The sequence below is a fragment of the Pseudonocardia sp. Ae717_Ps2 genome (genome assembly GCF_001932475.1).
GTDB lineage: Bacteria > Actinomycetota > Actinomycetes > Mycobacteriales > Pseudonocardiaceae > Pseudonocardia.
The window spans coordinates 1-24492 of record NZ_MCIS01000026.1; the positions used below are offsets into that span (position 1 = coordinate 1).

At 68.6% G+C, this 24492-nt stretch carries 36 protein-coding genes; 7 read left to right on the top strand and 29 right to left on the bottom strand.

Annotated elements, in window-relative coordinates:
- Positions 1-395: 395 nt before the first annotated feature.
- The 5 genes from Ae717Ps2_RS34745 to Ae717Ps2_RS34765 form a co-directional block, all read right to left on the bottom strand.
- On the bottom strand, positions 396-839 hold the full coding sequence (locus tag Ae717Ps2_RS34745; protein WP_075334992.1) for a hypothetical protein: 444 nt from the start codon (positions 837-839) through the stop codon (positions 396-398).
- Between the two features lie 207 nt (positions 840-1046).
- Positions 1047-1403 (bottom strand): hypothetical protein, encoded by a 357-nt coding sequence (locus tag Ae717Ps2_RS37150; protein ID WP_144276147.1) that lies wholly within the window; start codon positions 1401-1403, stop codon positions 1047-1049.
- A 487-nt stretch (positions 1404-1890) separates the two neighbouring features.
- Complete coding sequence (locus Ae717Ps2_RS34755; protein ID WP_075334994.1) at positions 1891-2070, bottom strand: hypothetical protein; 180 nt, start codon at positions 2068-2070, stop codon at positions 1891-1893.
- A 103-nt stretch (positions 2071-2173) separates the two neighbouring features.
- On the bottom strand, positions 2174-2353 hold the full coding sequence (locus Ae717Ps2_RS34760) for a hypothetical protein (RefSeq protein WP_075334995.1): 180 nt from the start codon (positions 2351-2353) through the stop codon (positions 2174-2176).
- A gap of 13 nt (positions 2354-2366) precedes the next feature.
- Positions 2367-2780 carry a hypothetical protein gene (locus Ae717Ps2_RS34765; RefSeq protein WP_075334490.1) on the bottom strand — a complete coding sequence of 138 codons (414 nt, stop codon included), beginning with the start codon at positions 2778-2780 and terminating at the stop codon, positions 2367-2369.
- A 157-nt stretch (positions 2781-2937) separates the two neighbouring features.
- On the opposite strand from Ae717Ps2_RS34765, the gene Ae717Ps2_RS34770 reads away from it, so the two are divergent.
- Complete coding sequence (locus Ae717Ps2_RS34770; protein ID WP_075334491.1) at positions 2938-3672, top strand: GntR family transcriptional regulator; 735 nt, start codon at positions 2938-2940, stop codon at positions 3670-3672.
- 668 nt (positions 3673-4340) lie between these two features.
- A complete protein-coding gene (locus Ae717Ps2_RS34775; RefSeq protein ID WP_075334507.1) occupies positions 4341-4541 on the top strand; it encodes a hypothetical protein in 201 nt (66 codons plus the stop codon).
- 279 nt (positions 4542-4820) lie between these two features.
- On the opposite strand, the gene Ae717Ps2_RS34780 is transcribed toward Ae717Ps2_RS34775, so the two are convergent.
- From Ae717Ps2_RS34780 to Ae717Ps2_RS34810, 7 genes are all read right to left on the bottom strand, one after another.
- A complete protein-coding gene (locus tag Ae717Ps2_RS34780) occupies positions 4821-5693 on the bottom strand; it encodes a hypothetical protein (RefSeq protein ID WP_233147838.1) in 873 nt (290 codons plus the stop codon).
- Between the two features lie 8 nt (positions 5694-5701).
- Entirely contained in the window at positions 5702-6106 is a 405-nt protein-coding gene (locus tag Ae717Ps2_RS34785) for a hypothetical protein (protein WP_075334504.1), read from the bottom strand.
- A gap of 525 nt (positions 6107-6631) precedes the next feature.
- A complete protein-coding gene (locus Ae717Ps2_RS34790) occupies positions 6632-7342 on the bottom strand; it encodes a hypothetical protein (protein ID WP_144276148.1) in 711 nt (236 codons plus the stop codon).
- The gene (locus tag Ae717Ps2_RS34795; protein ID WP_075334997.1) at positions 7291-7836 is read right to left on the bottom strand and encodes a hypothetical protein; all 546 of its coding nucleotides are present in this window, start codon (positions 7834-7836) and stop codon (positions 7291-7293) included. Before Ae717Ps2_RS34795 ends, Ae717Ps2_RS34790 begins: the two co-directional genes overlap by 52 nt.
- Before the next feature lie 84 nt (positions 7837-7920).
- Entirely contained in the window at positions 7921-8316 is a 396-nt protein-coding gene (locus Ae717Ps2_RS34800; RefSeq protein WP_075334998.1) for a hypothetical protein, read from the bottom strand.
- Positions 8317-8419: 103 nt separating this feature from the next.
- Positions 8420-8614, bottom strand: a complete 195-nt coding sequence (locus Ae717Ps2_RS34805) for a hypothetical protein (protein ID WP_075334489.1) — start codon at positions 8612-8614, stop codon at positions 8420-8422.
- Positions 8614-9027 (bottom strand): hypothetical protein, encoded by a 414-nt coding sequence (locus tag Ae717Ps2_RS34810; RefSeq protein ID WP_075334490.1) that lies wholly within the window; start codon positions 9025-9027, stop codon positions 8614-8616. The genes Ae717Ps2_RS34805 and Ae717Ps2_RS34810 overlap by 1 nt, the downstream gene beginning before the upstream one ends.
- Before the next feature lie 157 nt (positions 9028-9184).
- On the opposite strand from Ae717Ps2_RS34810, the gene Ae717Ps2_RS34815 reads away from it, so the two are divergent.
- On the top strand, positions 9185-9919 hold the full coding sequence (locus Ae717Ps2_RS34815) for a GntR family transcriptional regulator (RefSeq protein ID WP_075334491.1): 735 nt from the start codon (positions 9185-9187) through the stop codon (positions 9917-9919).
- Positions 9920-10283: 364 nt separating this feature from the next.
- Positions 10284-10613: a hypothetical protein gene (locus tag Ae717Ps2_RS37970; protein ID WP_158071656.1), complete on the top strand. Its 330-nt coding sequence runs from the start codon at positions 10284-10286 to the stop codon at positions 10611-10613.
- A gap of 400 nt (positions 10614-11013) precedes the next feature.
- Here the strand turns inward: Ae717Ps2_RS37970 and Ae717Ps2_RS34820 are convergent, their stop codons facing one another.
- The 6 genes from Ae717Ps2_RS34820 to Ae717Ps2_RS34840 all read right to left on the bottom strand — a co-directional run bounded on the left by Ae717Ps2_RS34820 (position 11014) and on the right by Ae717Ps2_RS34840 (position 15263).
- Positions 11014-11661 carry a hypothetical protein gene (locus tag Ae717Ps2_RS34820; protein ID WP_075334999.1) on the bottom strand — a complete coding sequence of 216 codons (648 nt, stop codon included), beginning with the start codon at positions 11659-11661 and terminating at the stop codon, positions 11014-11016.
- Positions 11658-11804, bottom strand: coding sequence for a hypothetical protein (locus Ae717Ps2_RS37975; protein WP_158071657.1), 147 nt, complete (start codon positions 11802-11804; stop codon positions 11658-11660). Before Ae717Ps2_RS37975 ends, Ae717Ps2_RS34820 begins: the two co-directional genes overlap by 4 nt.
- A gap of 1148 nt (positions 11805-12952) precedes the next feature.
- Positions 12953-14071 (bottom strand): hypothetical protein, encoded by a 1119-nt coding sequence (locus Ae717Ps2_RS34825; protein WP_075335000.1) that lies wholly within the window; start codon positions 14069-14071, stop codon positions 12953-12955.
- Between the two features lie 84 nt (positions 14072-14155).
- Positions 14156-14551: a hypothetical protein gene (locus Ae717Ps2_RS34830; protein WP_075334998.1), complete on the bottom strand. Its 396-nt coding sequence runs from the start codon at positions 14549-14551 to the stop codon at positions 14156-14158.
- A gap of 104 nt (positions 14552-14655) precedes the next feature.
- Positions 14656-14850, bottom strand: a complete 195-nt coding sequence (locus Ae717Ps2_RS34835; protein ID WP_075334489.1) for a hypothetical protein — start codon at positions 14848-14850, stop codon at positions 14656-14658.
- Positions 14850-15263 carry a hypothetical protein gene (locus Ae717Ps2_RS34840; protein ID WP_075334490.1) on the bottom strand — a complete coding sequence of 138 codons (414 nt, stop codon included), beginning with the start codon at positions 15261-15263 and terminating at the stop codon, positions 14850-14852. Before Ae717Ps2_RS34840 ends, Ae717Ps2_RS34835 begins: the two co-directional genes overlap by 1 nt.
- Positions 15264-15420: 157 nt before the next feature.
- Between Ae717Ps2_RS34840 and Ae717Ps2_RS34845 the strand changes: the two genes are divergently transcribed.
- Entirely contained in the window at positions 15421-16155 is a 735-nt protein-coding gene (locus tag Ae717Ps2_RS34845; protein ID WP_075334491.1) for a GntR family transcriptional regulator, read from the top strand.
- Between the two features lie 284 nt (positions 16156-16439).
- Here the strand turns inward: Ae717Ps2_RS34845 and Ae717Ps2_RS34850 are convergent, their stop codons facing one another.
- Positions 16440-16640: a hypothetical protein gene (locus Ae717Ps2_RS34850; RefSeq protein WP_143510899.1), complete on the bottom strand. Its 201-nt coding sequence runs from the start codon at positions 16638-16640 to the stop codon at positions 16440-16442.
- A gap of 182 nt (positions 16641-16822) precedes the next feature.
- Here Ae717Ps2_RS34850 and Ae717Ps2_RS34855 point away from each other — a divergent pair, with 182 nt between their 5' ends.
- Positions 16823-17023: a hypothetical protein gene (locus Ae717Ps2_RS34855; RefSeq protein WP_075334507.1), complete on the top strand. Its 201-nt coding sequence runs from the start codon at positions 16823-16825 to the stop codon at positions 17021-17023.
- A gap of 279 nt (positions 17024-17302) precedes the next feature.
- Here Ae717Ps2_RS34855 and Ae717Ps2_RS34860 read toward each other — a convergent pair whose 3' ends face one another.
- The 8 genes from Ae717Ps2_RS34860 to Ae717Ps2_RS34890 all read right to left on the bottom strand — a co-directional run bounded on the left by Ae717Ps2_RS34860 (position 17303) and on the right by Ae717Ps2_RS34890 (position 21480).
- Entirely contained in the window at positions 17303-17902 is a 600-nt protein-coding gene (locus Ae717Ps2_RS34860) for a hypothetical protein (RefSeq protein ID WP_075334533.1), read from the bottom strand.
- Positions 17899-18045, bottom strand: a complete 147-nt coding sequence (locus tag Ae717Ps2_RS37980) for a hypothetical protein (RefSeq protein ID WP_158071657.1) — start codon at positions 18043-18045, stop codon at positions 17899-17901. Before Ae717Ps2_RS37980 ends, Ae717Ps2_RS34860 begins: the two co-directional genes overlap by 4 nt.
- A gap of 1065 nt (positions 18046-19110) precedes the next feature.
- Positions 19111-19419, bottom strand: coding sequence for a hypothetical protein (locus Ae717Ps2_RS34865; protein WP_075334838.1), 309 nt, complete (start codon positions 19417-19419; stop codon positions 19111-19113).
- Positions 19419-19724, bottom strand: coding sequence for a hypothetical protein (locus Ae717Ps2_RS34870; protein WP_075335001.1), 306 nt, complete (start codon positions 19722-19724; stop codon positions 19419-19421). The genes Ae717Ps2_RS34865 and Ae717Ps2_RS34870 overlap by 1 nt, the downstream gene beginning before the upstream one ends.
- Before the next feature lie 43 nt (positions 19725-19767).
- The gene (locus tag Ae717Ps2_RS34875) at positions 19768-20313 is read right to left on the bottom strand and encodes a hypothetical protein (RefSeq protein ID WP_075334997.1); all 546 of its coding nucleotides are present in this window, start codon (positions 20311-20313) and stop codon (positions 19768-19770) included.
- 83 nt (positions 20314-20396) lie between these two features.
- Positions 20397-20792, bottom strand: a complete 396-nt coding sequence (locus Ae717Ps2_RS34880; protein ID WP_075334998.1) for a hypothetical protein — start codon at positions 20790-20792, stop codon at positions 20397-20399.
- Positions 20793-20896: 104 nt separating this feature from the next.
- Positions 20897-21091, bottom strand: a complete 195-nt coding sequence (locus Ae717Ps2_RS34885) for a hypothetical protein (protein WP_075334489.1) — start codon at positions 21089-21091, stop codon at positions 20897-20899.
- Entirely contained in the window at positions 21091-21480 is a 390-nt protein-coding gene (locus Ae717Ps2_RS34890) for a hypothetical protein (protein ID WP_075335002.1), read from the bottom strand. The genes Ae717Ps2_RS34885 and Ae717Ps2_RS34890 overlap by 1 nt, the downstream gene beginning before the upstream one ends.
- A 277-nt stretch (positions 21481-21757) precedes the next feature.
- On the opposite strand from Ae717Ps2_RS34890, the gene Ae717Ps2_RS34895 reads away from it, so the two are divergent.
- Positions 21758-22393, top strand: a complete 636-nt coding sequence (locus Ae717Ps2_RS34895) for a GntR family transcriptional regulator (RefSeq protein WP_158071623.1) — start codon at positions 21758-21760, stop codon at positions 22391-22393.
- A gap of 1088 nt (positions 22394-23481) precedes the next feature.
- Here the strand turns inward: Ae717Ps2_RS34895 and Ae717Ps2_RS37165 are convergent.
- Positions 23482-24027: a hypothetical protein gene (locus tag Ae717Ps2_RS37165; RefSeq protein ID WP_144276150.1), complete on the bottom strand. Its 546-nt coding sequence runs from the start codon at positions 24025-24027 to the stop codon at positions 23482-23484.
- Positions 24028-24083: 56 nt separating this feature from the next.
- Positions 24084-24287, bottom strand: a complete 204-nt coding sequence (locus Ae717Ps2_RS37170) for a hypothetical protein (protein WP_144276151.1) — start codon at positions 24285-24287, stop codon at positions 24084-24086.
- Between the last annotated feature and the right edge of the window lie 205 nt (positions 24288-24492).

Consider the following 24492-nt stretch of genomic DNA (forward strand, 5'->3'; position numbering starts at 1 on the left):
GGTCCGGTGCCAGCTGCGAGGGCGTGGTGCCCTCCCTCGAACCGGCCGAGGATCGAATGCTGATCAGAACCGTCAAGGGCGGCTGCGCCGTCGCTCCGCGATCTTCGACCCTTGACTGAACCTGCCCAGCCTTCAAGCGGCCTATATCGAGGAAGGGCAGGCGTCGAGACGGGCTGTGGAGCCGCTGGGGCGAGCCGCTGCCTGTTTCCGGGGTGGGGAAGTGCCCTCGTCGCGTAGCGCCGCGCTGGGGGGCTCTAGGTACGCTGTGGGTAGCCACGTTGGCCGGTGCTCCGATCGCTTCGCAGGGTGACCATTTCCGGCCGACGTGCGGGCCCCCGGGATGCCAGTCCTGGGGGCTCACTTCTGTGTCGACCTGGTTGCTAACTCTGGCCTGATCAGGCCGCTACCTCGTGGAGGCGCGCCGCGCCGTCCGCGATCTCGTCCAGTAGCGGGCGTAGTCGGCGTCCTCCGAGGGGCCCATCAGCCGCGGTCCGCGGACCCGGCCCAACGGCCGGGCGGGTGCCTGGACCAGCGCGACCCGGGCGGGGCGAGCTGGTGCTCCTCGAGGTGATCGCGGGCGGACTGGCCGTGGGTAGCATCACCAGGGCCTCCGGGTCGTCGAGCCGGAAGCTGATCCGCAGGCCGAGCTGACCGCGCTCGAAACCACGACGACGGTCGCGTCCGCGGCCTGGGTGACCACCATCAGCCGCAGGCCCGCTTGTGTCCTCGGAGACCAGGCGGCCGTAGAGCGCGAGGAGCTGCTCACGCATCTTCGGCTGGCCCTTCTCGACCGGGGGCGTCGACGCCAGGCGCAGCAGCCCGGCGAACTCTTCGAGCACGACCGATCAGCGGGAACCGGCATGGAAGCGGGTGAACTTGTCCCGGCGAGGCGGCAGGTTCCGGATCCGGGGTGTCCATCTCCGCGACCAGGCGGACCAGCAGATCCCGGTGTGCCTCAACGTCGGCCGACCCGGTGGCCTGCCACTCGTGGTGCCGGGTACCCACGTAGGGAGGCCCAGAAGCACCCAGACAGGTCAGACCCGCGATCAGGACATCGTCGAGGCGGGCGAGCTGCGCCAGCGCCGAATAGCACCACACGCTCTTGCCGAGCGGGTCGCGCCCTGAATGCAGACGTGCGGCCCCTCCACCCAGGACTGGCGCAGAGGGTTGCCGAGCTCGTCTCGGGCGATGGTGATCTCCACGTCGGAGACCGACAGCCCGCGGCCGGCCAACGGAGCCGGGACCTCGCGTCGAGGGGGTCGCCGATCAGCAGCTCGATCCGGACCCACTCCCGATCCGCGCGGGTAGACCCGGATCCGGTCATAGCCCAGCGCCGCCGCGATCCGCCGCGACGCCTCGTCAGCACGGAAGTCCTCGATGAGCTGGCCGTGGATCTTGCGCACACCAGCACCGGGTCCGGCCCCGACAGGTCCGCCCGGGCCAGGGTCGGGATGACGATCGTGGTGCCGGAGGCGACCTGCACCGTGTGCGAGAGCCCCGGAACCCGCTCACAGACCCGGCGCCACGGGTTCACCAGCCGGTCGACGAACTCGCGGGCGGCCCGATCCTCGGCGCGCTGCCTGCTCCACATGATCAGTGCTCCTGTCGTGAAGACGGCCCCGGTCCGGGAGGGGGTTCTCCGGGCCGGGGCCGTGGTCGAGCGGGGGGTCAGTTGCTCAGCGGGCGATGAGGGCGGCGACCGCGGTAGTGAGGCGACACCAACAGGGATCTGCACCTGGTGGTGGACGGCCTGATCCATCAGGGCGCGACCGTTCACTCCGTGATCAGCCAGGCCGTGGAACCGCTTCTGTCGGCCGATCCGGGCGCCGTGCTCGTCACGCTGGCGACCCGGGATCGCGGCAAACCGAGCGAGCAGACGGCCGTCATCGATCACGCATGCACCACGCCCTCCGCCACCACGCCGGTGAGCTGGGCCAGCCACGGGACCCGGACACCGGCAGTCCGGTAGAACGCCCACTTCGTGACGGCCTGCGCCGCGGCATAGGTGGAGGCGTGCAGAGCAAGTTCCCGGCGACCCTGCCCGGTGCGGTGCTGCTTGTGGGCCGACATGCAGTCGTCCTGGGCCAAGTAGTCCCGCCGTGATGACCCAGCAGGGCCCCAGCGCCGTCAGGACGGTGATCGCGATCCGCTCGGACATGCCTTTGCTCCTTGATCAGCTAGCGACAGCGGTGGAGGTGGTCGACACGAGTGCGCCGGTGAAAGCCCAGCCGTCGCAGCGGGGGCACTGATCCGGCAGGCGGCCGCCGTCGTCCGGGATCTCCTCGGCGTGCTGGCACGAGGTGCAGGTCAGCACCACCAGCACGAGGCCCATCTGGCCGTCGAGCACGGCCACCGGCGGCCCGCCATCACGCGGCCTGCTCGTTCTTCCGGCCCGAGCCGCCGATCGGGCGGATCGCGTCGGCGCGGTAGTAGACCTGCGCCCCGACGACCTTGTCCTCACCGGTGTTCTTGTCCTTGATCGTCTTGTCCATCACGCCGACCTCGAAGCCGACCAGCTCGCAGGGCATCCCGGGCTGAAACCCGTGGCGCGGGTCCTCGTGCGACGCGATCGTCACGTTCAGCACCGAAAACGACGGCCGCCCGAACGCCTGGAACCCCACCGTGACCTGGGCAACCCACTTCGGGGTGCCGTTCCGCAAGCACTCCTGATCGGTGTCGCTGCCGAACTTCAGCTTCGGCGCCAGGTCCATGACCATCACCATCGTGAAACTCGTCGGGTCGATCTTGAAGTTCATCGGGCCCTGGTTCGACATGCGCATCTCCCATGTTTTTCGATCCGCCACTCCGGGGCCAGACCGTCCTGTGGTTCTTGTCCTCAGTTCGCAGCCTCGAAGGTCTGGACGTCTGGACTGATAGAACTACCGTAGCATGAGTCCCCTCAAAGGTCTAGACGTATGAATCAGAGGAGGTCAGACGATGGCCCGGAAGTACGAGAAGATCGCCCGCGAGCTGCGAGAAAGGATCACCAACGGCACCTATCCGCCGGGGTCGACCCTCCCCGCACTCCCCGAGTTGATGGCGACGTACGAGGTAGCGCGGGAGACCGTGCGCAGCGCGGTGTCGGCCCTTGCCAACGAGGGCCTGGTGACGCCGCTGTCAGGTGTCGGAACAGTCGTGCGCGACCTCGGCACCGTGGACATGCACAGCCAGCCCGGAGACGCGCATCCCGCGTGGGGGAGCACCACCGGGGATGACTCAAAGATCGAGACCGTCGAGGCGTCCTACGACGTCGCGAACCACGAAGTAGCGCAGCGCCTCGGCATTGGCCGGGGGGATCGGGTTGTCCACCGAGTCCGGCGGTACTACAAGGGCCGCCACATCGTGTTGCTGCACGATCAGTGGCTCCCAGGCGAGGTAGGTGCGCGAATCCACTCAGAGACCGGGTACGACCCGGCCGACAAGGACGCCCACGAGCGGACCGACCTGTACTCGTTCATGCGCGAGGCCGGATACCAGCCTGCACAGACAACCGAACGAGTGAGCACTCGGATGCCTGACCCGGACGAACGGGACGTCATGTCGATCCCGCCTGGCGTACCCGTGCTGATCACGCTGCGGACCACGCGCGACGCGAGCCAGATCGAGCTGGAAACCAGCACCTTCGTAGCAACTGGTGATCGAGCAGAGCAGACCTACACAGTGGCGATGTAGGTTCCTGGCCAATCGCGGCAGAGCCCCCATCGCCGCGGTTGGCCGGCCAGTCCGGCACTCATCAGTTGTCAGTAATACCTGACTGGCAACGTCAGGGCTTCTTGACAGCATTGCCAAGCTGTCCTGACAGTTAATTGTCAGGCTATCTTGACGATTGGTTATTTCGCCAGGCAAGCTTGACTGACAGTGTCAAGGAAGGATGACTGACAAATGGCTCCCGTGAAGGACTTGAGCGGCCCCTGGAACGTCACCACCACGCATCCGGCTGCCGGTGAGCACGAGGGTCACGCGCTGGGGATCGTCGCCGGGCAGGACGACGAGCCGATCAGCAACGACACCGTGGAAGTGCACGTGCGGTACGCGTCGTGCTCGTGCGGGTGGTCCGGCCAGCTGCGCACCGCCCCCGGTGCCCGCGAGCAGCCTCTGCGGACCCGCCGGTACCGGGCTCAGACCCGGGAGGTCCTGCGCCCGAGTGGGATGCCCACGTCGGTCAGTGGCTCCCTGAGCCGCTGTCGGCCCCGGACCCAACCGAAGACACCCCCGCCGCCCCGCCGGAGCCGCAGGGAGCATCTGAGCGTCCACAGCGACGGCGGCCGAGCAAGCGCGCCAAGCCGGTCGAGCCGACGGCCGCGCCGGAAGCCGCGGCCGTCGTCGTCGAGGACCAGGCGGTGCCCGAGCCCGACCCCGGAGCTCGTCTAGTCGAGGCCGCTGCCGTCGCCGGTACCGCAGCCGCCGCTGCCCGCCGAGCGAACGACGCCCTCACCGACGCCGTACGCGAAGCGCGCCAAGCCGGGATCTCCTGGGCCAAGATCGGCGCCGCCACGTCGATGAGCCGCCAGGCCGCACACGAGCGCTGGCGCGTCCTCTGACCACAGCCCGTCACTGACCCAGATCAAGATCAAATGCACCACCGCACCACCGCACCACCGCACCACCGCACCACCGCACCTATGCATCACATGGTCTTGAAGGCCGCGTAGCCACCCACCGTGTTCAGCTGCATCGTCGTCGTATCGACGACACGGCGTTTCCTTAGGAAAACGCCTAACTTGGGTCCGCCGGAGGCGCCCACCCAGACCACGCCCCTGGCCGAAGATCATCAGATGATGCATAGGTCCTGGCGGTCCTGGCGGTCCTGGCCGTCGCCCTCAGAGCGCCGTAGCGGGCCGGTAGTAGCTCCGGCGCCGTTCCCGGCGCTGTTCGGGGTCTTCGGCCGCGAGCGCGGCTTTGAGCCACGCAAACGGGGCGTCTCCGGGGTCGAGCTGGACGGCGCGTTCGGTGGTGTCAGCCTCGAACTCGAAGGCCAGGCCCCGGGCGTCGAGCCAGGCGCGCGCGGCGGGAACTCCGCCGTGGCGAGTCGCGATGATCAGGTCCTCCGCGACCGGGTAGATCTTCTTCCAGCTCCGGGCCGGGAGGACTCCTGCCAGCTCTCCACCTCCGTCTTCTTCGGCGATCTCCTCGTCCTTGACCTCGGTGACCCCGCAGCGCTGCTTGAGGCCGTTGGACCACACGAGCTGCTGCATGCCGTGGCTGCCCTGTTCCCACTCCTGCCAGAGCGCGACGTCGCGCTCGTTGCCGGTGTCGATCGCGTCGGCGAGGATCTGGAACGGCGTGCGGGAGCCGCGCTTGCCGCGCTTCCACCGGCCACCGGCGGTCTCGAAGGCCAGCTTCGAGATGTACTTGCCCATCTTCTCCACCGCGCCGTTACCGACCCGCACGTCGATGCCGTGCTCGGCGGTGGCGCTCATGCCCTTCTTCGCCAGCCCCGCGGCCCAGCGGGTGTAGACCTCGCAGGTCAGAGCAGGAATCTCCGCGCTCACATCGGTCGGGAAGATCAACAGGGCGTGGATGTGGAGGTGCCAGCCGTTGAGGTCGGTGTGGGTGCCCTCCACTCCCCGGACATAGTCCATGTCCAGGTCCGTCTTCCACCGCTTCCACCCCCGCGACTGTGTGAGGTGTCGCCACGCCGCGCTCAGCGCTCGGCGAAGTTCGCGCAGGCTGTGGCCCCGGTGGTGGCGCATCGTCAGGGTCAGCAGTGCGACCGTGCCCCCCGGTCGGCGTTCCAGTTGATCAGCTGTTCGAGATCCTTCGAGCGGCGCGCACTGATCTTGGCCGAGCACACCGGGCACGCCCACACGCTGCCGCAGGTCGCCAGGCCGCCGAAGCCTGCGGTGCCCGGTTCCCCCTCCGGTCCGGGCGTGTGGTGCAACGAGACCTCTCCACCCTCGTTGGTCGAGACCCGACCGCACTTCTTGACCCGCGACAGGCTCGTGATCGCGGCCAGCTCCCGGCGAGCCCGGTACTTGTCGCGTAGCGCCTGATCCTGGCGGTCCCAGAAGGCCCCCGCGTGGTCCTGACCTGCGGTGGCCGCACTTTTCGCGTCGTTACCAAGCGCGGCCGCCGAAGGGCGCACCGAAGCCAGCGCGGCCGTCACCGCACACCGCCACGACGACGACGGCCGTGTCCGGCACCCGGCAGAGCCGGGCACCGGCCCGCCTCAGCCTCCGGCCGGCGGGCCGGGCCCGGCACTGCCAAGCGCACACCTACGGCGACGCCGACAAACGGTCCGGTGCCAGCTGCGAGGGCGTGGTGCCCTCCCTCGAACCGGCCGAGGATCGAATGCTGATCAGAACCCGTCAAGGGCGGCTGCGCCGTCGCTCCGCGATCTTCGACCCTTGACTGAACCTGCCCAGCCTTCAAGCGGCCTATATCGAGGAAGGGCAGGCGTCGAGACGGGCTGTGGAGCCGCTGGGGCGAGCCGCTGCCTGTTTCCGGGGTGGGGAAGTGCCCTCGTCGCGTAGCGCCGCGCTGGGGGGCTCTAGGTACGCTGTGGGTAGCCACGTTGGCCGGTGCTCCGATCGCTTCGCAGGGTGACCATTTCCGGCCGACGTGCGGGCCCCCGGGATGCCAGTCCTGGGGGCTCACTTCTGTGTCGACCTGGTTGCTAACTCTGGCCTGATCAGGCCGCTACCTCGTGGAGGCGCGCCGCGCCGTCCGCGATCTCGTCCCAGTAGCGGGCGTAGTCGGCGTCCTCCGAGGGGCCCATCAGCCGCGGTCCGCGGACCCGGCCCAACGGCCGGGCGGGTGCCTGGACCAGCGCGACCCCGGGCGGGGCGAGCTGGTGCTCCTCGAGGTGATCGCGGGCGGACTGGCCGTGGAGCATCACCAGGGCCTCCGGGTCGTCGAGCCGGAAGCTGATCCGCAGGCCGAGCTGACCGCGCTCGAAACCACCGACGACGGTCGCGTCCGCGCGCTGGGTGACCACCATCAGCCGCAGGCCCGCCTTGTGTCCCTCGGAGACCAGGCGGCCGTAGAGCGCGAGGAGCTGCTCACGCATCTTCGGCTGGCCCTTCTCGACCGGGGCCGTCGACGCCAGGCGCAGCAGCCCGGCGAACTCTTCGAGCACGACCACGATCAGCGGGAACCCGGCATGGAAGCGGGTGAACTTGTCCCGGCGAGGCGGCAGGTTCCGGATCCGGGTGTCCATCTCCGCGACCAGGCGGACCAGCAGATCCCGGTGTGCCTCAACGTCGGCCGACCCGGTGGCCTGCCACTCGTGGTGCCGGGTACCCACGTAGGGACGGCCCAGAAGCAACCCAGACAGGTCAGACCCCGCGATCAGGACATCGTCGAGGCGGGCGAGCTGCGCCAGCGCCGAATAGCACCACACGCTCTTGCCCGAGCGGGTCGCGCCCTGAATGCAGACGTGCGGCCCTCCACCCAGGACTGGCGCAGAGGGTTGCCGAGCTCGTCTCGGGCGATGGTGATCTCCACGTCGGAGACCGACAGCCCGCGGCCGGCCAACGGAGCCGGGACCTCGCCGTCGAGGGGGTCGCCGATCAGCAGCTCGATCCGGACCCACTCCGATCCGCGCGGGTAGACCCGGATCCGGTCATAGCCCAGCGCCGCCGCGATCCGCCGCGACGCCTCGTCAGCACGGAAGTCCTCGATGAGCTGGCCGTGGATCTTGCGCACCACCAGCACCGGGTCCGGCCCCGACAGGTCCGCCCGGGCCAGGGTCGGGATGACGATCGTGGTGCCGGAGGCGACCTGCACCGTGTGCGAGAGCCCCGGAACCCGCTCACAGACCCGGCGCCACGGGTTCACCAGCCGGTCGACGAACTCGCGGGCGGCCCGATCCTCGGCGCGCTGCCTGCTCCACATGATCAGTGCTCCTGTCGTGAAGACGGCCCCGGTCCGGGAGGGGGTTCTCCGGGCCGGGGCCGTGGTCGAGCGGGGGTCAGTTGCTCAGCGGGCGATGAGGGCGGCGACCGCGGTAGTGACGGCGACACCAACAGGGATCTGCACCTGGTGGTGGACGGCCTGATCCATCAGGGCGCGACCGTTCACTCCGTGATCAGCCAGGCCGTGGAACCGCTTCTGTCGGCCGATCCGGGCGCCGTGCTCGTCACGCTGGCGACCCGGGATCGCGGCAAACCGAGCGAGCAGACGGCCGTCATCGATCACCGCATGCACCACGCCCTCCGCCACCACGCCGGTGAGCTGGGCCAGCCACGGGACCCGGACACCGGCAGTCCGGTAGAACGCCCACTTCGTGACGGCCTGCGCCGCGGCATAGGTGGAGGCGTGCAGAGCAAGTTCCCGGCGACCCTGCCCGGTGCGGTGCTGCTTGTGGGCCGACATGCAGTCGTCCTGGGCCAAGTAGTCCCGCCGTGATGACCCAGCAGGGCCCCAGCGCCGTCAGGACGGTGATCGCGATCCGCTCGGACATGCCTTTGCTCCTTGATCAGCTAGCGACAGCGGTGGAGGTGGTCGACACGAGTGCGCCGGTGAAAGCCCAGCCGTCGCAGCGGGGGCACTGATCCGGCAGGCGGCCGCCGTCGTCCGGGATCTCCTCGGCGTGCTGGCACGAGGTGCAGGTCAGCACCACCAGCACGAGGCCCATCTGGCCGTCGAGCACCGGCCACCGGCGGCCCGCCATCACGCGGCCTGCTCGTTCTTCCGGCCCGAGCCGCCGATCGGGCGGATCGCGTCGGCGCGGTAGTAGACCTGCGCCCCGACGACCTTGTCCTCACCGGTGTTCTTGTCCTTGATCGTCTTGTCCATCACGCCGACCTCGAAGCCGACCAGCTCGCAGGGCATCCCGGGCTGAAACCCGTGGCGCGGGTCCTCGTGCGACGCGATCGTCACGTTCAGCACCGAAAACGACGGCCGCCCGAACGCCTGGAACCCCACCGTGACCTGGGCAACCCACTTCGGGGTGCCGTTCCGCAAGCACTCCTGATCGGTGTCGCTGCCGAACTTCAGCTTCGGCGCCAGGTCCATGACCATCACCATCGTGAAACTCGTCGGGTCGATCTTGAAGTTCATCGGGCCCTGGTTCGACATGCGCATCTCCCATGTTTTTCGATCCGCCACTCCGGGGCCAGACCGTCCTGTGGTTCTTGTCCTCAGTTCGCAGCCTCGAAGGTCTGGACGTCTGGACTGATAGAACTACCGTAGCATGAGTCCCCTCAAAGGTCTAGACGTATGAATCAGAGGAGGTCAGACGATGGCCCGGAAGTACGAGAAGATCGCCCGCGAGCTGCGAGAAAGGATCACCAACGGCACCTATCCGCCGGGGTCGACCCTCCCCGCACTCCCCGAGTTGATGGCGACGTACGAGGTAGCGCGGGAGACCGTGCGCAGCGCGGTGTCGGCCCTTGCCAACGAGGGCCTGGTGACGCCGCTGTCAGGTGTCGGAACAGTCGTGCGCGACCTCGGCACCGTGGACATGCACAGCCAGCCCGGAGACGCGCATCCCGCGTGGGGGAGCACCACCGGGGATGACTCAAAGATCGAGACCGTCGAGGCGTCCTACGACGTCGCGAACCACGAAGTAGCGCAGCGCCTCGGCATTGGCCGGGGGGATCGGGTTGTCCACCGAGTCCGGCGGTACTACAAGGGCCGCCACATCGTGTTGCTGCACGATCAGTGGCTCCCAGGCGAGGTAGGTGCGCGAATCCACTCAGAGACCGGGTACGACCCGGCCGACAAGGACGCCCACGAGCGGACCGACCTGTACTCGTTCATGCGCGAGGCCGGATACCAGCCTGCACAGACAACCGAACGAGTGAGCACTCGGATGCCTGACCCGGACGAACGGGACGTCATGTCGATCCCGCCTGGCGTACCCGTGCTGATCACGCTGCGGACCACGCGCGACGCGAGCCAGATCGAGCTGGAAACCAGCACCTTCGTAGCAACTGGTGATCGAGCAGAGCAGACCTACACAGTGGCGATGTAGGTTCCTGGCCAATCGCGGCAGAGCCCCATCGCCGCGGTTGGCCGGCCAGTCCGGCACTCATCAGTTGTCAGTAATACCTGACTGGCAACGTCAGGGCTTCTTGACAGCATTGCCAAGCTGTCCTGACAGTTAATTGTCAGGCTATCTTGACGATTGGTTATTTCGCCAGGCAAGCTTGACTGACAGTGTCAAGGAAGGATGACTGACAAATGGCTCCCGTGAAGGACTTGAGCGGCCCCTGGAACGTCACCACCACGCATCCGGCTGCCGGTGAGCACGAGGGTCACGCGCTGGGGATCGTCGCCGGGCAGGACGACGAGCCGATCAGCAACGACACCGTGGAAGTGCACGTGCGGTACGCGTCGTGCTCGTGCGGGTGGTCCGGCCAGCTGCGCACCGCCCCGGTGCCCGCGAGCAGCCTCTGCGGACCCGCCGGTACCGGGCTCAGACCCGGGAGGTCCTGCGCCCGAGTGGGATGCCCACGTCGGTCAGTGGCTCCCTGAGCCGCTGTCGGCCCCGGACCCAACCGAAGACACCCCGCCGCCCGCCGGAGCCGCAGGGAGCATCTGAGCGTCCACAGCGACGGCGGCCGAGCAAGCGCGCCAAGCCGGTCGAGCCGACGGCCGCGCCGGAAGCCGCGGCCGTCGTCGTCGAGGACCAGGCGGTGCCCGAGCCCGACCCGGAGCTCGTCTAGTCGAGGCCGCTGCCGTCGCCGGTACCGCAGCCGCCGCTGCCCGCCGAGCGAACGACGCCCTCACCGACGCCGTACGCGAAGCGCGCCAAGCCGGGATCTCCTGGGCCAAGATCGGCGCCGCCACGTCGATGAGCCGCCAGGCCGCACACGAGCGCTGGCGCGTCCTCTGACCACAGCCCGTCACTGACCCAGATCAAGATCAAATGCACCACCGCACCACCGCACCACCGCACCACCGCACCACCGCACCTATGCATCACATGGTCTTGAAGGCCGCGTAGCCACCCACCGTGTTCAGCTGCATCGTCGTCGTATCGACGACACGGCGTTTCCTTAGGAAAACGCCTAACTTGGGTCCGCCGGAGGCGCCCACCCAGACCACGCCCCTGGCCGAAGATCATCAGATGATGCATAGGTCCTGGCGGTCCTGGCGGTCCTGGCCGTCGCCCTCAGAGCGCCGTAGCGGGCCGGTAGTAGCTCCGGCGCCGTTCCCGGCGCTGTTCGGGGTCTTCGGCCGCGAGCGCGGCTTTGAGCCACGCAAACGGGGCGTCTCCGGGGTCGAGCTGGACGGCGCGTTCGGTGGTGTCAGCCTCGAACTCGAAGGCCAGGCCCGGGCGTCGAGCCAGGCGCGCGCGGCGGGAACTCCGCCGTGGCGAGTCGCGATGATCAGGTCCTCCGCGACCGGGTAGATCTTCTTCCAGCTCCGGGCCGGGAGGACTCCTGCCAGCTCTCCACCTCCGTCTTCTTCGGCGATCTCCTCGTCCTTGACCTCGGTGACCCCGCAGCGCTGCTTGAGGCCGTTGGACCACACGAGCTGCTGCATGCCGTGGCTGCCCTGTTCCCACTCCTGCCAGAGCGCGACGTCGCGCTCGTTGCCGGTGTCGATCGCGTCGGCGAGGATCTGGAACGGCGTGCGGGAGCCGCGCTTGCCGCGCTTCCACCGGCCACCGGCGGTCTCGAAGGCCAGCTTCGAGATGTACTTGCCCATCTTCTCCACCGCGCCGTTACCGACCCGCACGTCGATGCCGTGCTCGGCGGTGGCGCTCATGCCCTTCTTCGCCAGCCCGCGGCCCAGCGGGTGTAGACCTCGCAGGTCAGAGCAGGAATCTCCGCGCTCACATCGGTCGGGAAGATCAACAGGGCGTGGATGTGGAGGTGCCAGCCGTTGAGGTCGGTGTGGGTGCCCTCCACTCCCGGACATAGTCCATGTCCAGGTCCGTCTTCCACCGCTTCCACCCCGCGACTGTGTGAGGTGTCGCCACGCCGCGCTCAGCGCTCGGCGAAGTTCGCGCAGGCTGTGGCCCCGGTGGTGGCGCATCGTCAGGGTCAGCAGTGCGACCGTGCCCCCCGGTCGGCGTTCCAGTTGATCAGCTGTTCGAGATCCTTCGAGCGGCGCGCACTGATCTTGGCCGAGCACACCGGGCACGCCCACACGCTGCCGCAGGTCGCCAGGCCGCCGAAGCCTGCGGTGCCCGGTTCCCCTCCGGTCCGGGCGTGTGGTGCAACGAGACCTCTCCACCCTCGTTGGTCGAGACCCGACCGCACTTCTTGACCCGCGACAGGCTCGTGATCGCGGCCAGCTCCCGGCGAGCCCGGTACTTGTCGCGTAGCGCCTGATCCTGGCGGTCCCAGAAGGCCCCGCGTGGTCCTGACCTGCGGTGGCCGCACTTTTCGCGTCGTTACCAAGCGCGGCCGCCGAAGGGCGCACCGAAGCCAGCGCGGCCGTCACCGCACACCGCCACGACGACGACGGCCGTGTCCGGCACCCGGCAGAGCCGGGCACCGGCCCGCCTCAGCCTCCGGCCGGCGGGCCGGGCCCGGCACTGCCAAGCGCACACCTACGGCGACGCCGACAAACGGTCCGGTGCCAGCTGCGAGGGCGTGGTGCCCTCCCTCGAACCGGCCGAGGATCGAATGCTGATCAGAACCCGTCAAGGGCGGCTGCGCCGTCGCTCCGCGATCTTCGACCCTTGACTGAACCTGCCCAGCCTTCAAGCGGCCTATATCGAGGAAGGGCAGGCGTCGAGACGGGCTGTGGAGCCGCTGGGGCGAGCCGCTGCCTGTTTCCGGGGTGGGGAAGTGCCCTCGTCGCGTAGCGCCGCGCTGGGGGGCTCTAGGTACGCTGTGGGTAGCCACGTTGGCCGGTGCTCCGATCGCTTCGCAGGGTGACCATTTCCGGCCGACGTGCGGGCCCCGGGATGCCAGTCCTGGGGGCTCACTTCTGTGTCGACCTGGTTGCTAACTCTGGCCTGATCAGGCCGCTACCTCGTGGAGGCGCGCCGCGCCGTCCGCGATCTCGTCCCAGTAGCGGGCGTAGTCGGCGTCCTCCGAGGGGCCCATCAGCCGCGGTCCGCGGACCCGGCCCAACGGCCGGGCGGGTGCCTGGACCAGCGCGACCCGGGCGGGGCGAGCTGGTGCTCCTCGAGGTGATCGCGGGCGGACTGGCCGTGGAGCATCACCAGGGCCTCCGGGTCGTCGAGCCGGAAGCTGATCCGCAGGCCGAGCTGACCGCGCTCGAAACCACCGACGACGGTCGCGTCCGCGCGCTGGGTGACCACCATCAGCCGCAGGCCCGCCTTGTGTCCCTCGGAGACCAGGCGGCCGTAGAGCGCGAGGAGCTGCTCACGCATCTTCGGCTGGCCCTTCTCGACCGGGGCCGTCGACGCCAGGCGCAGCAGCCCGGCGAACTCTTCGAGCACGACCACGATCAGCGGGAACCCGGCATGGAAGCGGGTGAACTTGTCCCGGCGAGGCGGCAGGTTCCGGATCCGGGTGTCCATCTCCGCGACCAGGCGGACCAGCAGATCCCGGTGTGCCTCAACGTCGGCCGACCCGGTGGCCTGCCACTCGTGGTGCCGGGTACCCACGTAGGGACGGCCCAGAAGCAACCCAGACAGGTCAGACCCCGCGATCAGGACATCGTCGAGGCGGGCGAGCTGCGCCAGCGCCGAATAGCACCACACGCTCTTGCCCGAGCGGGTCGCGCCCTGAATGCAGACGTGCGGCCCCTCCACCCAGGACTGGCGCAGAGGGTTGCCGAGCTCGTCTCGGGCGATGGTGATCTCCACGTCGGAGACCGACAGCCCGCGGCCGGCCAACGGAGCCGGGACCTCGCCGTCGAGGGGGTCGCCGATCAGCAGCTCGATCCGGACCCACTCCGATCCGCGCGGGTAGACCCGGATCCGGTCATAGCCCAGCGCCGCCGCGATCCGCCGCGACGCCTCGTCAGCACGGAAGTCCTCGATGAGCTGGCCGTGGATCTTGCGCACCACCAGCACCGGGTCCGGCCCCGACAGGTCCGCCCGGGCCAGGGTCGGGATGACGATCGTGGTGCCGGAGGCGACCTGCACCGTGTGCGAGAGCCCCGGAACCCGCTCACAGACCCGGCGCCACGGGTTCACCAGCCGGTCGACGAACTCGCGGGCGGCCCGATCCTCGGCGCGCTGCCTGCTCCACATGATCAGTGCTCCTGTCGTGAAGACGGCCCCGGTCCGGGAGGGGGTTCTCCGGGCCGGGGCCGTGGTCGAGCGGGGGTCAGTTGCTCAGCGGGCGATGAGGGCGGCGACCGCGGTAGTGACGGCGACACCAACAGGGATCTGCACCTGGTGGTGGACGGCCTGATCCATCAGGGCGCGACCGTTCACTCCGTGATCAGCCAGGCCGTGGAACCGCTTCTGTCGGCCGATCCGGGCGCCGTGCTCGTCACGCTGGCGACCCGGGATCGCGGCAAACCGAGCGAGCAGACGGCCGTCATCGATCACCGCATGCACCACGCCCTCCGCCACCACGCCGGTGAGCTGGGCCAGCCACGGGACCCGGACACCGGCAGTCCGGTAGAACGCCCACTTCGTGACGGCCTGCGCCGCGGCATAGGTGGAGGCGTGCAGAGCAAGTTCCCGGCGACCCTGCCCGGTGCGGTGCTGCTTGTGGGCCGACATGCAGTCGTCCTGGGCCAAGTAGTCCCCGCCGTGATGACCCAGCAGGGCCCCAGCGCCGTCAGGACGGTGATCGCGATCCGCTCGGACATGCCTTTGCTCCTTGATCAGCTAGCGACAGCGGTGGAGGTGGTCGACACGAGTGCGCCGGTGAAAGCCCAGCCGTCGCAGCGGGGGCACTGATCCGGCAGGCGGCCGCCGTCGTCCGGGATCTCCTCGGCGTGCTGGCACGAGGTGCAGGTCAGCACCACCAGCACGAGGCCCATCTGGCCGTCGAGCACCGGCCACCGGCGGCCCGCCATCACGCGGCCTGCTCGTTCTTCCGGCCCGAGCCGCCGATCGGGCGGATCGCGTCGGCGCGGTAGTAGACCTGCGCCCCGACGACCTTGTCCTCACCGGTGTTCTTGTCCTTGATCGTCTTGTCCATCACGCCGACCTCGAAGCCGACCAGCTCGCAGGGCATCCCGGGCTGAAACCCGTGGCGCGGGTCCTCGTGCGACGCGATCGTCACGTTCAGCACCGAAAACGACGGCCGCCCGAACGCCTGGAACCCCACCGTGACCTGGGCAACCCACTTCGGGGTGCCGTTCCGCAAGCACTCCTGATCGGTGTCGCTGCCGAACTTCAGCTTCGGCGCCAGGTCCATGACCATCACCATCGTGAAACTCGTCGGGTCGATCTTGAAGTTCATCGGGCCCTGGTTCGACATGCGCATCTCCCATGTTTTTCGATCCGCCACTCCGGGGCCAGACCGTCCTGTGGTTCTTGTCCTCAGTTCGCAGCCTCGAAGGTCTGGACGTCTGGACTGATAGAACTACCGTAGCATGAGTCCCCTCAAAGGTCTAGACGTATGAATCAGAGGAGGTCAGACGATGGCCCGGAAGTACGAGAAGATCGCCCGCGAGCTGCGAGAAAGGATCACCAACGGCACCTATCCGCCGGGGTCGACCCTCCCCGCACTCCCCGAGTTGATGGCGACGTACGAGGTAGCGCGGGAGACCGTGCGCAGCGCGGTGTCGGCCCTTGCCAACGAGGGCCTGGTGACGCCGCTGTCAGGTGTCGGAACAGTCGTGCGCGACCTCGGCACCGTGGACATGCACAGCCAGCCCGGAGACGCGCATCCCGCGTGGGGGAGCACCACCGGGGATGACTCAAAGATCGAGACCGTCGAGGCGTCCTACGACGTCGCGAACCACGAAGTAGCGCAGCGCCTCGGCATTGGCCGGGGGGATCGGGTTGTCCACCGAGTCCGGCGGTACTACAAGGGCCGCCACATCGTGTTGCTGCACGATCAGTGGCTCCCAGGCGAGGTAGGTGCGCGAATCCACTCAGAGACCGGGTACGACCCGGCCGACAAGGACGCCCACGAGCGGACCGACCTGTACTCGTTCATGCGCGAGGCCGGATACCAGCCTGCACAGACAACCGAACGAGTGAGCACTCGGATGCCTGACCCGGACGAACGGGACGTCATGTCGATCCCGCCTGGCGTACCCGTGCTGATCACGCTGCGGACCACGCGCGACGCGAGCCAGATCGAGCTGGAAACCAGCACCTTCGTAGCAACTGGTGATCGAGCAGAGCAGACCTACACAGTGGCGATGTAGGTTCCTGGCCAATCGCGGCAGAGCCCCCATCGCCGCGGTTGGCCGGCCAGTCCGGCACTCATCAGTTGTCAGTAATACCTGACTGGCAACGTCAGGGCTTCTTGACAGCATTGCCAAGCTGTCCTGACAGTTAATTGTCAGGCTATCTTGACGATTGGTTATTTCGCCAGGCAAGCTTGACTGACAGTGTCAAGGAAGGATGACTGACAAATGGCTCCCGTGAAGGACTTGAGCGGCCCCTGGAACGTCACCACCACGCATCCGGCTGCCGGTGAGCACGAGGGTCACGCGCTGGGGATCGTCGCCGGGCAGGACGACGAGCCGATCAGCAACGACACCGTGGAAGTGCACGTGCGGTACGCGTCGTGCTCGTGCGGGTGGTCCGGCCAGCTGCGCACCGCCCCGGTGCCCGCGAGCAGCCTCTGCGGACCCGCCGGTACCGGGCTCAGACCCGGGAGGTCCTGCGCCCCGAGTGGGATGCCCACGTCGGTCAGTGGCTCCCTGAGCCGCTGTCGGCCCCGGACCCAACCGAAGACACCCCGCCGCCCCGCCGGAGCCGCAGGGAGCATCTGAGCGTCCACAGCGACGGCGGCCGAGCAAGCGCGCCAAGCCGGTCGAGCCGACGGCCGCGCCGGAAGCCGCGGCCGTCGTCGTCGAGGACCAGGCGGTGCCCGAGCCCGACCCCGGAGCTCGTCTAGTCGAGGCCGCTGCCGTCGCCGGTACCGCAGCCGCCGCTGCCCGCCGAGCGAACGACGCCCTCACCGACGCCGTACGCGAAGCGCGCCAAGCCGGGATCTCCTGGGCCAAGATCGGCGCCGCCACGTCGATGAGCCGCCAGGCCGCACACGAGCGCTGGCGCGTCCTCTGACCACAGCCCGTCACTGACCCAGATCAAGATCAAATGCACCACCGCACCACCGCACCACCGCACCACCGCACCACCGCACCTATGCATCACATGGTCTTGAAGGCCGCGTAGCCACCCACCGTGTTCAGCTGCATCGTCGTCGTATCGACGACACGGCGTTTCCTTAGGAAAACGCCTAACTTGGGTCCGCCGGAGGCGCCCACCCAGACCACGCCCCTGGCCGAAGATCATCAGATGATGCATAGGTCCTGGCGGTCCTGGCGGTCCTGGCCGTCGCCCTCAGAGCGCCGTAGCGGGCCGGTAGTAGCTCCGGCGCCGTTCCCGGCGCTGTTCGGGGTCTTCGGCCGCGAGCGCGGCTTTGAGCCACGCAAACGGGGCGTCTCCGGGGTCGAGCTGGACGGCGCGTTCGGTGGTGTCAGCCTCGAACTCGAAGGCCAGGCCCCGGGCGTCGAGCCAGGCGCGCGCGGCGGGAACTCCGCCGTGGCGAGTCGCGATGATCAGGTCCTCCGCGACCGGGTAGATCTTCTTCCAGCTCCGGGCCGGGAGGACTCCTGCCAGCTCTCCACCTCCGTCTTCTTCGGCGATCTCCTCGTCCTTGACCTCGGTGACCCCGCAGCGCTGCTTGAGGCCGTTGGACCACACGAGCTGCTGCATGCCGTGGCTGCCCTGTTCCCACTCCTGCCAGAGCGCGACGTCGCGCTCGTTGCCGGTGTCGATCGCGTCGGCGAGGATCTGGAACGGCGTGCGGGAGCCGCGCTTGCCGCGCTTCCACCGGCCACCGGCGGTCTCGAAGGCCAGCTTCGAGATGTACTTGCCCATCTTCTCCACCGCGCCGTTACCGACCCGCACGTCGATGCCGTGCTCGGCGGTGGCGCTCATGCCCTTCTTCGCCAGCCCGCGGCCCAGCGGGTGTAGACCTCGCAGGTCAGAGCAGGAATCTCCGCGCTCACATCGGTCGGGAAGATCAACAGGGCGTGGATGTGGAGGTGCCAGCCGTTGAGGTCGGTGTGGGTGCCCTCCACTCCCGGACATAGTCCATGTCCAGGTCCGTCTTCCACCGCTTCCACCCCCGCGACTGTGTGAGGTGTCGCCACGCCGCGCTCAGCGCTCGGCGAAGTTCGCGCAGGCTGTGGCCCCGGTGGTGGCGCATCGTCAGGGTCAGCAGTGCGACCGTGCCCCCCGGTCGGCGTTCCAGTTGATCAGCTGTTCGAGATCCTTCGAGCGGCGCGCACTGATCTTGGCCGAGCACACCGGGCACGCCCACACGCTGCCGCAGGTCGCCAGGCCGCCGAAGCCTGCGGTGCCCGGTTCCCCTCCGGTCCGGGCGTGTGGTGCAACGAGACCTCTCCACCCTCGTTGGTCGAGACCCGACCGCACTTCTTGACCCGCGACAGGCTCGTGATCGCGGCCAGCTCCCGGCGAGCCCGGTACTTGTCGCGTAGCGCCTGATCCTGGCGGTCCCAGAAGGCCCCCGCGTGGTCCTGACCTGCGGTGGCCGCACTTTTCGCGTCGTTACCAAGCGCGGCCGCCGAAGGGCGCACCGAAGCCAGCGCGGCCGTCACCGCACACCGCCACGACGACGACGGCCGTGTCCGGCACCCGGCAGAGCCGGGCACCGGCCCGCCTCAGCCTCCGGCCGGCGGGCCGGGCCCGGCACTGCCAAGCGCACACCTACGGCGACGCCGACAAACGGTCCGGTGCCAGCTGCGAGGGCGTGGTGCCCTCCCTCGAACCGGCCGAGGATCGAATGCTGATCAGAACCCGTCAAGGGCGGCTGCGCCGTCGCTCCGCGATCTTCGACCCTTGACTGAACCTGCCCAGCCTTCAAGCGGCCTATATCGAGGAAGGGCAGGCGTCGAGACGGGCTGTGGAGCCGCTGGGGCGAGCCGCTGCCTGTTTCCGGGGTGGGGAAGTGCCCTCGTCGCGTAGCGCCGCGCTGGGGGGCTCTAGGTACGCTGTGGGTAGCCACGTTGGCCGGTGCTCCGATCGCTTCGCAGGGTGACCATTTCCGGCCGACGTGCGGGCCCCCGGGATGCCAGTCCTGGGGGCTCACTTCTGTGTCGACCTGGTTGCTAACTCTGGCCTGATCAGGCCGCTACCTCGTGGAGGCGCGCCGCGCCGTCCGCGATCTCGTCCCAGTAGCGGGCGTAGTCGGCGTCCTCCGAGGGGCCCATCAGCCGCGGTCCGCGGACCCGGCCCAACGGCCGGGCGGGTGCCTGGACCAGCGCGACCCCGGGCGGGGCGAGCTGGTGCTCCTCGAGGTGATCGCGGGCGGACTGGCCGTGGAGCATCACCAGGGCCTCCGGGTCGTCGAGCCGGAAGCTGATCCGCAGGCCGAGCTGACCGCGCTCGAAACCACCGACGACGGTCGCGTCCGCGCGCTGGGTGACCACCATCAGCCGCAGGCCCGCCTTGTGTCCTCGGAGACCAGGCGGCCGTAGAGCGCGAGGAGCTGCTCACGCATCTTCGGCTGGCCCTTCTCGACCGGGGCCGTCGACGCCAGGCGCAGCAGCCCGGCGAACTCTTCGAGCACGACCACGATCAGCGGGAACCCGGCATGGAAGCGGGTGAACTTGTCCCGGCGAGGCGGCAGGTTCCGGATCCGGGTGTCCATCTCCGCGACCAGGCGGACCAGCAGATCCCGGTGTGCCTCAACGTCGGCCGACCCGGTGGCCTGCCACTCGTGGTGCCGGGTACCCACGTAGGGACGGCCAGAAGCAACCCAGACAGGTCAGACCCCGCGATCAGGACATCGTCGAGGCGGGCGAGCTGCGCCAGCGCCGAATAGCACCACACGCTCTTGCCCGAGCGGGTCGCGCCCTGAATGCAGACGTGCGGCCCTCCACCCAGGACTGGCGCAGAGGGTTGCCGAGCTCGTCTCGGGCGATGGTGATCTCCACGTCGGAGACCGACAGCCCGCGGCCGGCCAACGGAGCCGGGACCTCGCCGTCGAGGGGGTCGCCGATCAGCAGCTCGATCCGGACCCACTCCGATCCGCGCGGGTAGACCCGGATCCGGTCATAGCCCAGCGCCGCCGCGATCCGCCGCGACGCCTCGTCAGCACGGAAGTCCTCGATGAGCTGGCCGTGGATCTTGCGCACCACCAGCACCGGGTCCGGCCCCGACAGGTCCGCCCGGGCCAGGGTCGGGATGACGATCGTGGTGCCGGAGGCGACCTGCACCGTGTGCGAGAGCCCCGGAACCCGCTCACAGACCCGGCGCCACGGGTTCACCAGCCGGTCGACGAACTCGCGGGCGGCCCGATCCTCGGCGCGCTGCCTGCTCCACATGATCAGTGCTCCTGTCGTGAAGACGGCCCGGTCCGGGAGGGGGTTCTCCGGGCCGGGGCCGTGGTCGAGCGGGGGTCAGTTGCTCAGCGGGCGATGAGGGCGGCGACCGCGGTAGTGACGGCGACACCAACAGGGATCTGCACCTGGTGGTGGACGGCCTGATCCATCAGGGCGCGACCGTTCACTCCGTGATCAGCCAGGCCGTGGAACCGCTTCTGTCGGCCGATCCGGGCGCCGTGCTCGTCACGCTGGCGACCCGGGATCGCGGCAAACCGAGCGAGCAGACGGCCGTCATCGATCACCGCATGCACCACGCCCTCCGCCACCACGCCGGTGAGCTGGGCCAGCCACGGGACCCGGACACCGGCAGTCCGGTAGAACGCCCACTTCGTGACGGCCTGCGCCGCGGCATAGGTGGAGGCGTGCAGAGCAAGTTCCCGGCGACCCTGCCCGGTGCGGTGCTGCTTGTGGGCCGACATGCAGTCGTCCTGGGCCAAGTAGTCCCCGCCGTGATGACCCAGCAGGGCCCCAGCGCCGTCAGGACGGTGATCGCGATCCGCTCGGACATGCCTTTGCTCCTTGATCAGCTAGCGACAGCGGTGGAGGTGGTCGACACGAGTGCGCCGGTGAAAGCCCAGCCGTCGCAGCGGGGGCACTGATCCGGCAGGCGGCCGCCGTCGTCCGGGATCTCCTCGGCGTGCTGGCACGAGGTGCAGGTCAGCACCACCAGCACGAGGCCCATCTGGCCGTCGAGCACCGGCCACCGGCGGCCCGCCATCACGCGGCCTGCTCGTTCTTCCGGCCCGAGCCGCCGATCGGGCGGATCGCGTCGGCGCGGTAGTAGACCTGCGCCCCGACGACCTTGTCCTCACCGGTGTTCTTGTCCTTGATCGTCTTGTCCATCACGCCGACCTCGAAGCCGACCAGCTCGCAGGGCATCCCGGGCTGAAACCCGTGGCGCGGGTCCTCGTGCGACGCGATCGTCACGTTCAGCACCGAAAACGACGGCCGCCCGAACGCCTGGAACCCCACCGTGACCTGGGCAACCCACTTCGGGGTGCCGTTCCGCAAGCACTCCTGATCGGTGTCGCTGCCGAACTTCAGCTTCGGCGCCAGGTCCATGACCATCACCATCGTGAAACTCGTCGGGTCGATCTTGAAGTTCATCGGGCCTGGTTCGACATGCGCATCTCCCATGTTTTTCGATCCGCCACTCCGGGGCCAGACCGTCCTGTGGTTCTTGTCCTCAGTTCGCAGCCTCGAAGGTCTGGACGTCTGGACTGATAGAACTACCGTAGCATGAGTCCCTCAAAGGTCTAGACGTATGAATCAGAGGAGGTCAGACGATGGCCCGGAAGTACGAGAAGATCGCCCGCGAGCTGCGAGAAAGGATCACCAACGGCACCTATCCGCCGGGGTCGACCTCCCCGCACTCCCCGAGTTGATGGCGACGTACGAGGTAGCGCGGGAGACCGTGCGCAGCGCGGTGTCGGCCCTTGCCAACGAGGGCCTGGTGACGCCGCTGTCAGGTGTCGGAACAGTCGTGCGCGACCTCGGCACCGTGGACATGCACAGCCAGCCCGGAGACGCGCATCCCGCGTGGGGGAGCACCACCGGGGATGACTCAAAGATCGAGACCGTCGAGGCGTCCTACGACGTCGCGAACCACGAAGTAGCGCAGCGCCTCGGCATTGGCCGGGGGGATCGGGTTGTCCACCGAGTCCGGCGGTACTACAAGGGCCGCCACATCGTGTTGCTGCACGATCAGTGGCTCCCAGGCGAGGTAGGTGCGCGAATCCACTCAGAGACCGGGTACGACCCGGCCGACAAGGACGCCCACGAGCGGACCGACCTGTACTCGTTCATGCGCGAGGCCGGATACCAGCCTGCACAGACAACCGAACGAGTGAGCACTCGGATGCCTGACCCGGACGAACGGGACGTCATGTCGATCCCGCCTGGCGTACCCGTGCTGATCACGCTGCGGACCACGCGCGACGCGAGCCAGATCGAGCTGGAAACCAGCACCTTCGTAGCAACTGGTGATCGAGCAGAGCAGACCTACACAGTGGCGATGTAGGTTCCTGGCCAATCGCGGCAGAGCCCCCATCGCCGCGGTTGGCCGGCCAGTCCGGCACTCATCAGTTGTCAGTAATACCTGACTGGCAACGTCAGGGCTTCTTGACAGCATTGCCAAGCTGTCCTGACAGTTAATTGTCAGGCTATCTTGACGATTGGTTATTTCGCCAGGCAAGCTTGACTGACAGTGTCAAGGAAGGATGACTGACAAATGGCTCCCGTGAAGGACTTGAGCGGCCCTGGAACGTCACCACCACGCATCCGGCTGCCGGTGAGCACGAGGGTCACGCGCTGGGGATCGTCGCCGGGCAGGACGACGAGCCGATCAGCAACGACACCGTGGAAGTGCACGTGCGGTACGCGTCGTGCTCGTGCGGGTGGTCCGGCAGCTGCGCACCGCCCCCGGTGCCCGCGAGCAGCCTCTGCGGACCCGCGTACCGGGCTCAGACCGGGAGGTCCTGCGCCCCGAGTGGGATGCCCACGTCGGTCAGTGGCTCCCTGAGCCGCTGTCGGCCCCGGACCCAACCGAAGACACCCCGCCGCCCCGCCGGAGCCGCAGGGAGCATCTGAGCGTCCACGGACGGCGGCCGAGCAAGCGCGCCAAGCCGGTCGAGCCGACGGCCGCGCGGAAGCCGCGGCCGTCGTCGTCGAGGACCAGGCGGTGCCCGAGCCCGACCCCGGAGCTCGTCTAGTCGAGGCCGCTGCCGTCGCCGGTACCGCAGCCGCCGCTGCCCGCCGAGCGAACGACGCCCTCACGACGCCGTACGCGAAGCGCGCCAAGCCGGGATCTCCTGGGCCAAGATCGGCGCCGCCACGTCGATGAGCCGCCAGGCCGCACACGAGCGCTGGCGCGTCCTCTGACCACAGCCCGTCACTGACCCAGATCAAGATCAAATGCACCACCGCACCACCGCACCACCGCACCACCGCACCACCGCACCTATGCATCACATGGTCTTGAAGGCCGCGTAGCCACCCACCGTGTTCAGCTGCATCGTCGTCGTATCGACGACACGGCGTTTCCTTAGGAAAACGCCTAACTTGGGTCCGCCGGAGGCGCCCCCCAGACCACGCCCTGGCCGAAGATCATCAGATGATGCATAGGTCCTGGCGGTCCTGGCGGTCCTGGCCGTCGCCCTCAGAGCGCCGTAGCGGGCCGGTAGTAGCTCCGGCGCCGTTCCCGGGCTGTTCGGGGTCTTCGGCCGCGAGCGCGGCTTTGAGCCACGCAAACGGGGCGTCTCCGGGGTCGAGCTGGACGGCGCGTTCGGTGGTGTCAGCCTCGAACTCGAAGGCCAGGCCCCGGGCGTCGAGCCAGGCGCGGCGCGCGGGAACTCCGCCGTGGCGAGTCGCGATGATCAGGTCCTCCGCGACCGGGTAGATCTTCTTCCAGCTCCGGGCCGGGAGGACTCCTGCCAGCTCTCCACCTCCGTCTTCTTCGGCGATCTCCTCGTCCTTGACCTCGGTGACCCGCAGCGCTGCTTGAGGCCGTTGACCACACGAGCTGCTGCATGCCGTGGCTGCCCTGTTCCCACTCCTGCCAGAGCGCGACGTCGCGCTCGTTGCCGGTGTCGATCGCGTCGGCGAGGATCTGGAACGGCGTGCGGGAGCCGCGCTTGCCGCGCTTCCACCGGCCACCGGCGGTCTCGAAGGCCAGCTTCGAGATGTACTTGCCCATCTTCTCCACCGCGCCGTTACCGACCCGCACGTCGATGCCGTGCTCGGCGGTGGCGCTCATGCCTTCTTCGCCAGCCCGCGGCCCAGCGGGTGTAGACCTCGCAGGTCAGAGCAGGAATCTCCGCGCTCACATCGGTCGGGAAGATCAACAGGGCGTGGATGTGGAGGTGCCAGCCGTTGAGGTCGGTGTGGGTGCCCTCCACTCCCCGGACATAGTCCATGTCAGGTCGTCTTCCACCGCTTCCACCCCGCGACTGTGTGAGGTGTCGCCACGCCGGCTCAGCGCTCGGCGAAGTTCGCGCAGGCTGTGGCCCCGGTGGTGGCGCATCGTCAGGGTCAGCAGTGCGACCGTGCCCCCCGGTCGGCGTTCAGTTGATCAGCTGTTCGAGATCCTTCGAGCGGCGCGCACTGATCTTGGCCGAGCAC

What these genes read in the sequence shown, in the direction of transcription:
- Ae717Ps2_RS34755 (WP_075334994.1), bottom strand. Translation starts at nt 2,070, where the DNA reads ATGTCGGCCCACAAGCAGCACCGCACCGGGCAGGGTCGCCGGGAACTT.
- Ae717Ps2_RS34765 (WP_075334490.1), bottom strand. Translation starts at nt 2,780, where the DNA reads ATGCGCATGTCGAACCAGGGCCCGATGAACTTCAAGATCGACCCGACG.
- Ae717Ps2_RS34770 (WP_075334491.1), top strand. Translation starts at nt 2,938, where the DNA reads ATGGCCCGGAAGTACGAGAAGATCGCCCGCGAGCTGCGAGAAAGGATC.
- Ae717Ps2_RS34780 (WP_233147838.1), bottom strand. Translation starts at nt 5,693, where the DNA reads ATGCGCCACCACCGGGGCCACAGCCTGCGCGAACTTCGCCGAGCGCTG.
- Ae717Ps2_RS34795 (WP_075334997.1), bottom strand. Translation starts at nt 7,836, where the DNA reads ATGTGGAGCAGGCAGCGCGCCGAGGATCGGGCCGCCCGCGAGTTCGTC.
- Ae717Ps2_RS34800 (WP_075334998.1), bottom strand. Translation starts at nt 8,316, where the DNA reads ATGTCGGCCCACAAGCAGCACCGCACCGGGCAGGGTCGCCGGGAACTT.
- Ae717Ps2_RS34805 (WP_075334489.1), bottom strand. Translation starts at nt 8,614, where the DNA reads ATGGCGGGCCGCCGGTGGCCGGTGCTCGACGGCCAGATGGGCCTCGTG.
- Ae717Ps2_RS34810 (WP_075334490.1), bottom strand. Translation starts at nt 9,027, where the DNA reads ATGCGCATGTCGAACCAGGGCCCGATGAACTTCAAGATCGACCCGACG.
- Ae717Ps2_RS34815 (WP_075334491.1), top strand. Translation starts at nt 9,185, where the DNA reads ATGGCCCGGAAGTACGAGAAGATCGCCCGCGAGCTGCGAGAAAGGATC.
- Ae717Ps2_RS34820 (WP_075334999.1), bottom strand. Translation starts at nt 11,661, where the DNA reads ATGAGCGCCACCGCCGAGCACGGCATCGACGTGCGGGTCGGTAACGGC.
- Ae717Ps2_RS34825 (WP_075335000.1), bottom strand. Translation starts at nt 14,071, where the DNA reads ATGTGGAGCAGGCAGCGCGCCGAGGATCGGGCCGCCCGCGAGTTCGTC.
- Ae717Ps2_RS34830 (WP_075334998.1), bottom strand. Translation starts at nt 14,551, where the DNA reads ATGTCGGCCCACAAGCAGCACCGCACCGGGCAGGGTCGCCGGGAACTT.
- Ae717Ps2_RS34835 (WP_075334489.1), bottom strand. Translation starts at nt 14,850, where the DNA reads ATGGCGGGCCGCCGGTGGCCGGTGCTCGACGGCCAGATGGGCCTCGTG.
- Ae717Ps2_RS34840 (WP_075334490.1), bottom strand. Translation starts at nt 15,263, where the DNA reads ATGCGCATGTCGAACCAGGGCCCGATGAACTTCAAGATCGACCCGACG.
- Ae717Ps2_RS34845 (WP_075334491.1), top strand. Translation starts at nt 15,421, where the DNA reads ATGGCCCGGAAGTACGAGAAGATCGCCCGCGAGCTGCGAGAAAGGATC.
- Ae717Ps2_RS34860 (WP_075334533.1), bottom strand. Translation starts at nt 17,902, where the DNA reads ATGAGCGCCACCGCCGAGCACGGCATCGACGTGCGGGTCGGTAACGGC.
- Ae717Ps2_RS34865 (WP_075334838.1), bottom strand. Translation starts at nt 19,419, where the DNA reads ATGGTGGTCACCCAGCGCGCGGACGCGACCGTCGTCGGTGGTTTCGAG.
- Ae717Ps2_RS34875 (WP_075334997.1), bottom strand. Translation starts at nt 20,313, where the DNA reads ATGTGGAGCAGGCAGCGCGCCGAGGATCGGGCCGCCCGCGAGTTCGTC.
- Ae717Ps2_RS34880 (WP_075334998.1), bottom strand. Translation starts at nt 20,792, where the DNA reads ATGTCGGCCCACAAGCAGCACCGCACCGGGCAGGGTCGCCGGGAACTT.
- Ae717Ps2_RS34885 (WP_075334489.1), bottom strand. Translation starts at nt 21,091, where the DNA reads ATGGCGGGCCGCCGGTGGCCGGTGCTCGACGGCCAGATGGGCCTCGTG.
- Ae717Ps2_RS34890 (WP_075335002.1), bottom strand. Translation starts at nt 21,480, where the DNA reads ATGAACTTCAAGATCGACCCGACGAGTTTCACGATGGTGATGGTCATG.
- Ae717Ps2_RS34895 (WP_158071623.1), top strand. Translation starts at nt 21,758, where the DNA reads ATGGCGACGTACGAGGTAGCGCGGGAGACCGTGCGCAGCGCGGTGTCG.
- Ae717Ps2_RS37170 (WP_144276151.1), bottom strand. Translation starts at nt 24,287, where the DNA reads ATGGACTATGTCCGGGGAGTGGAGGGCACCCACACCGACCTCAACGGC.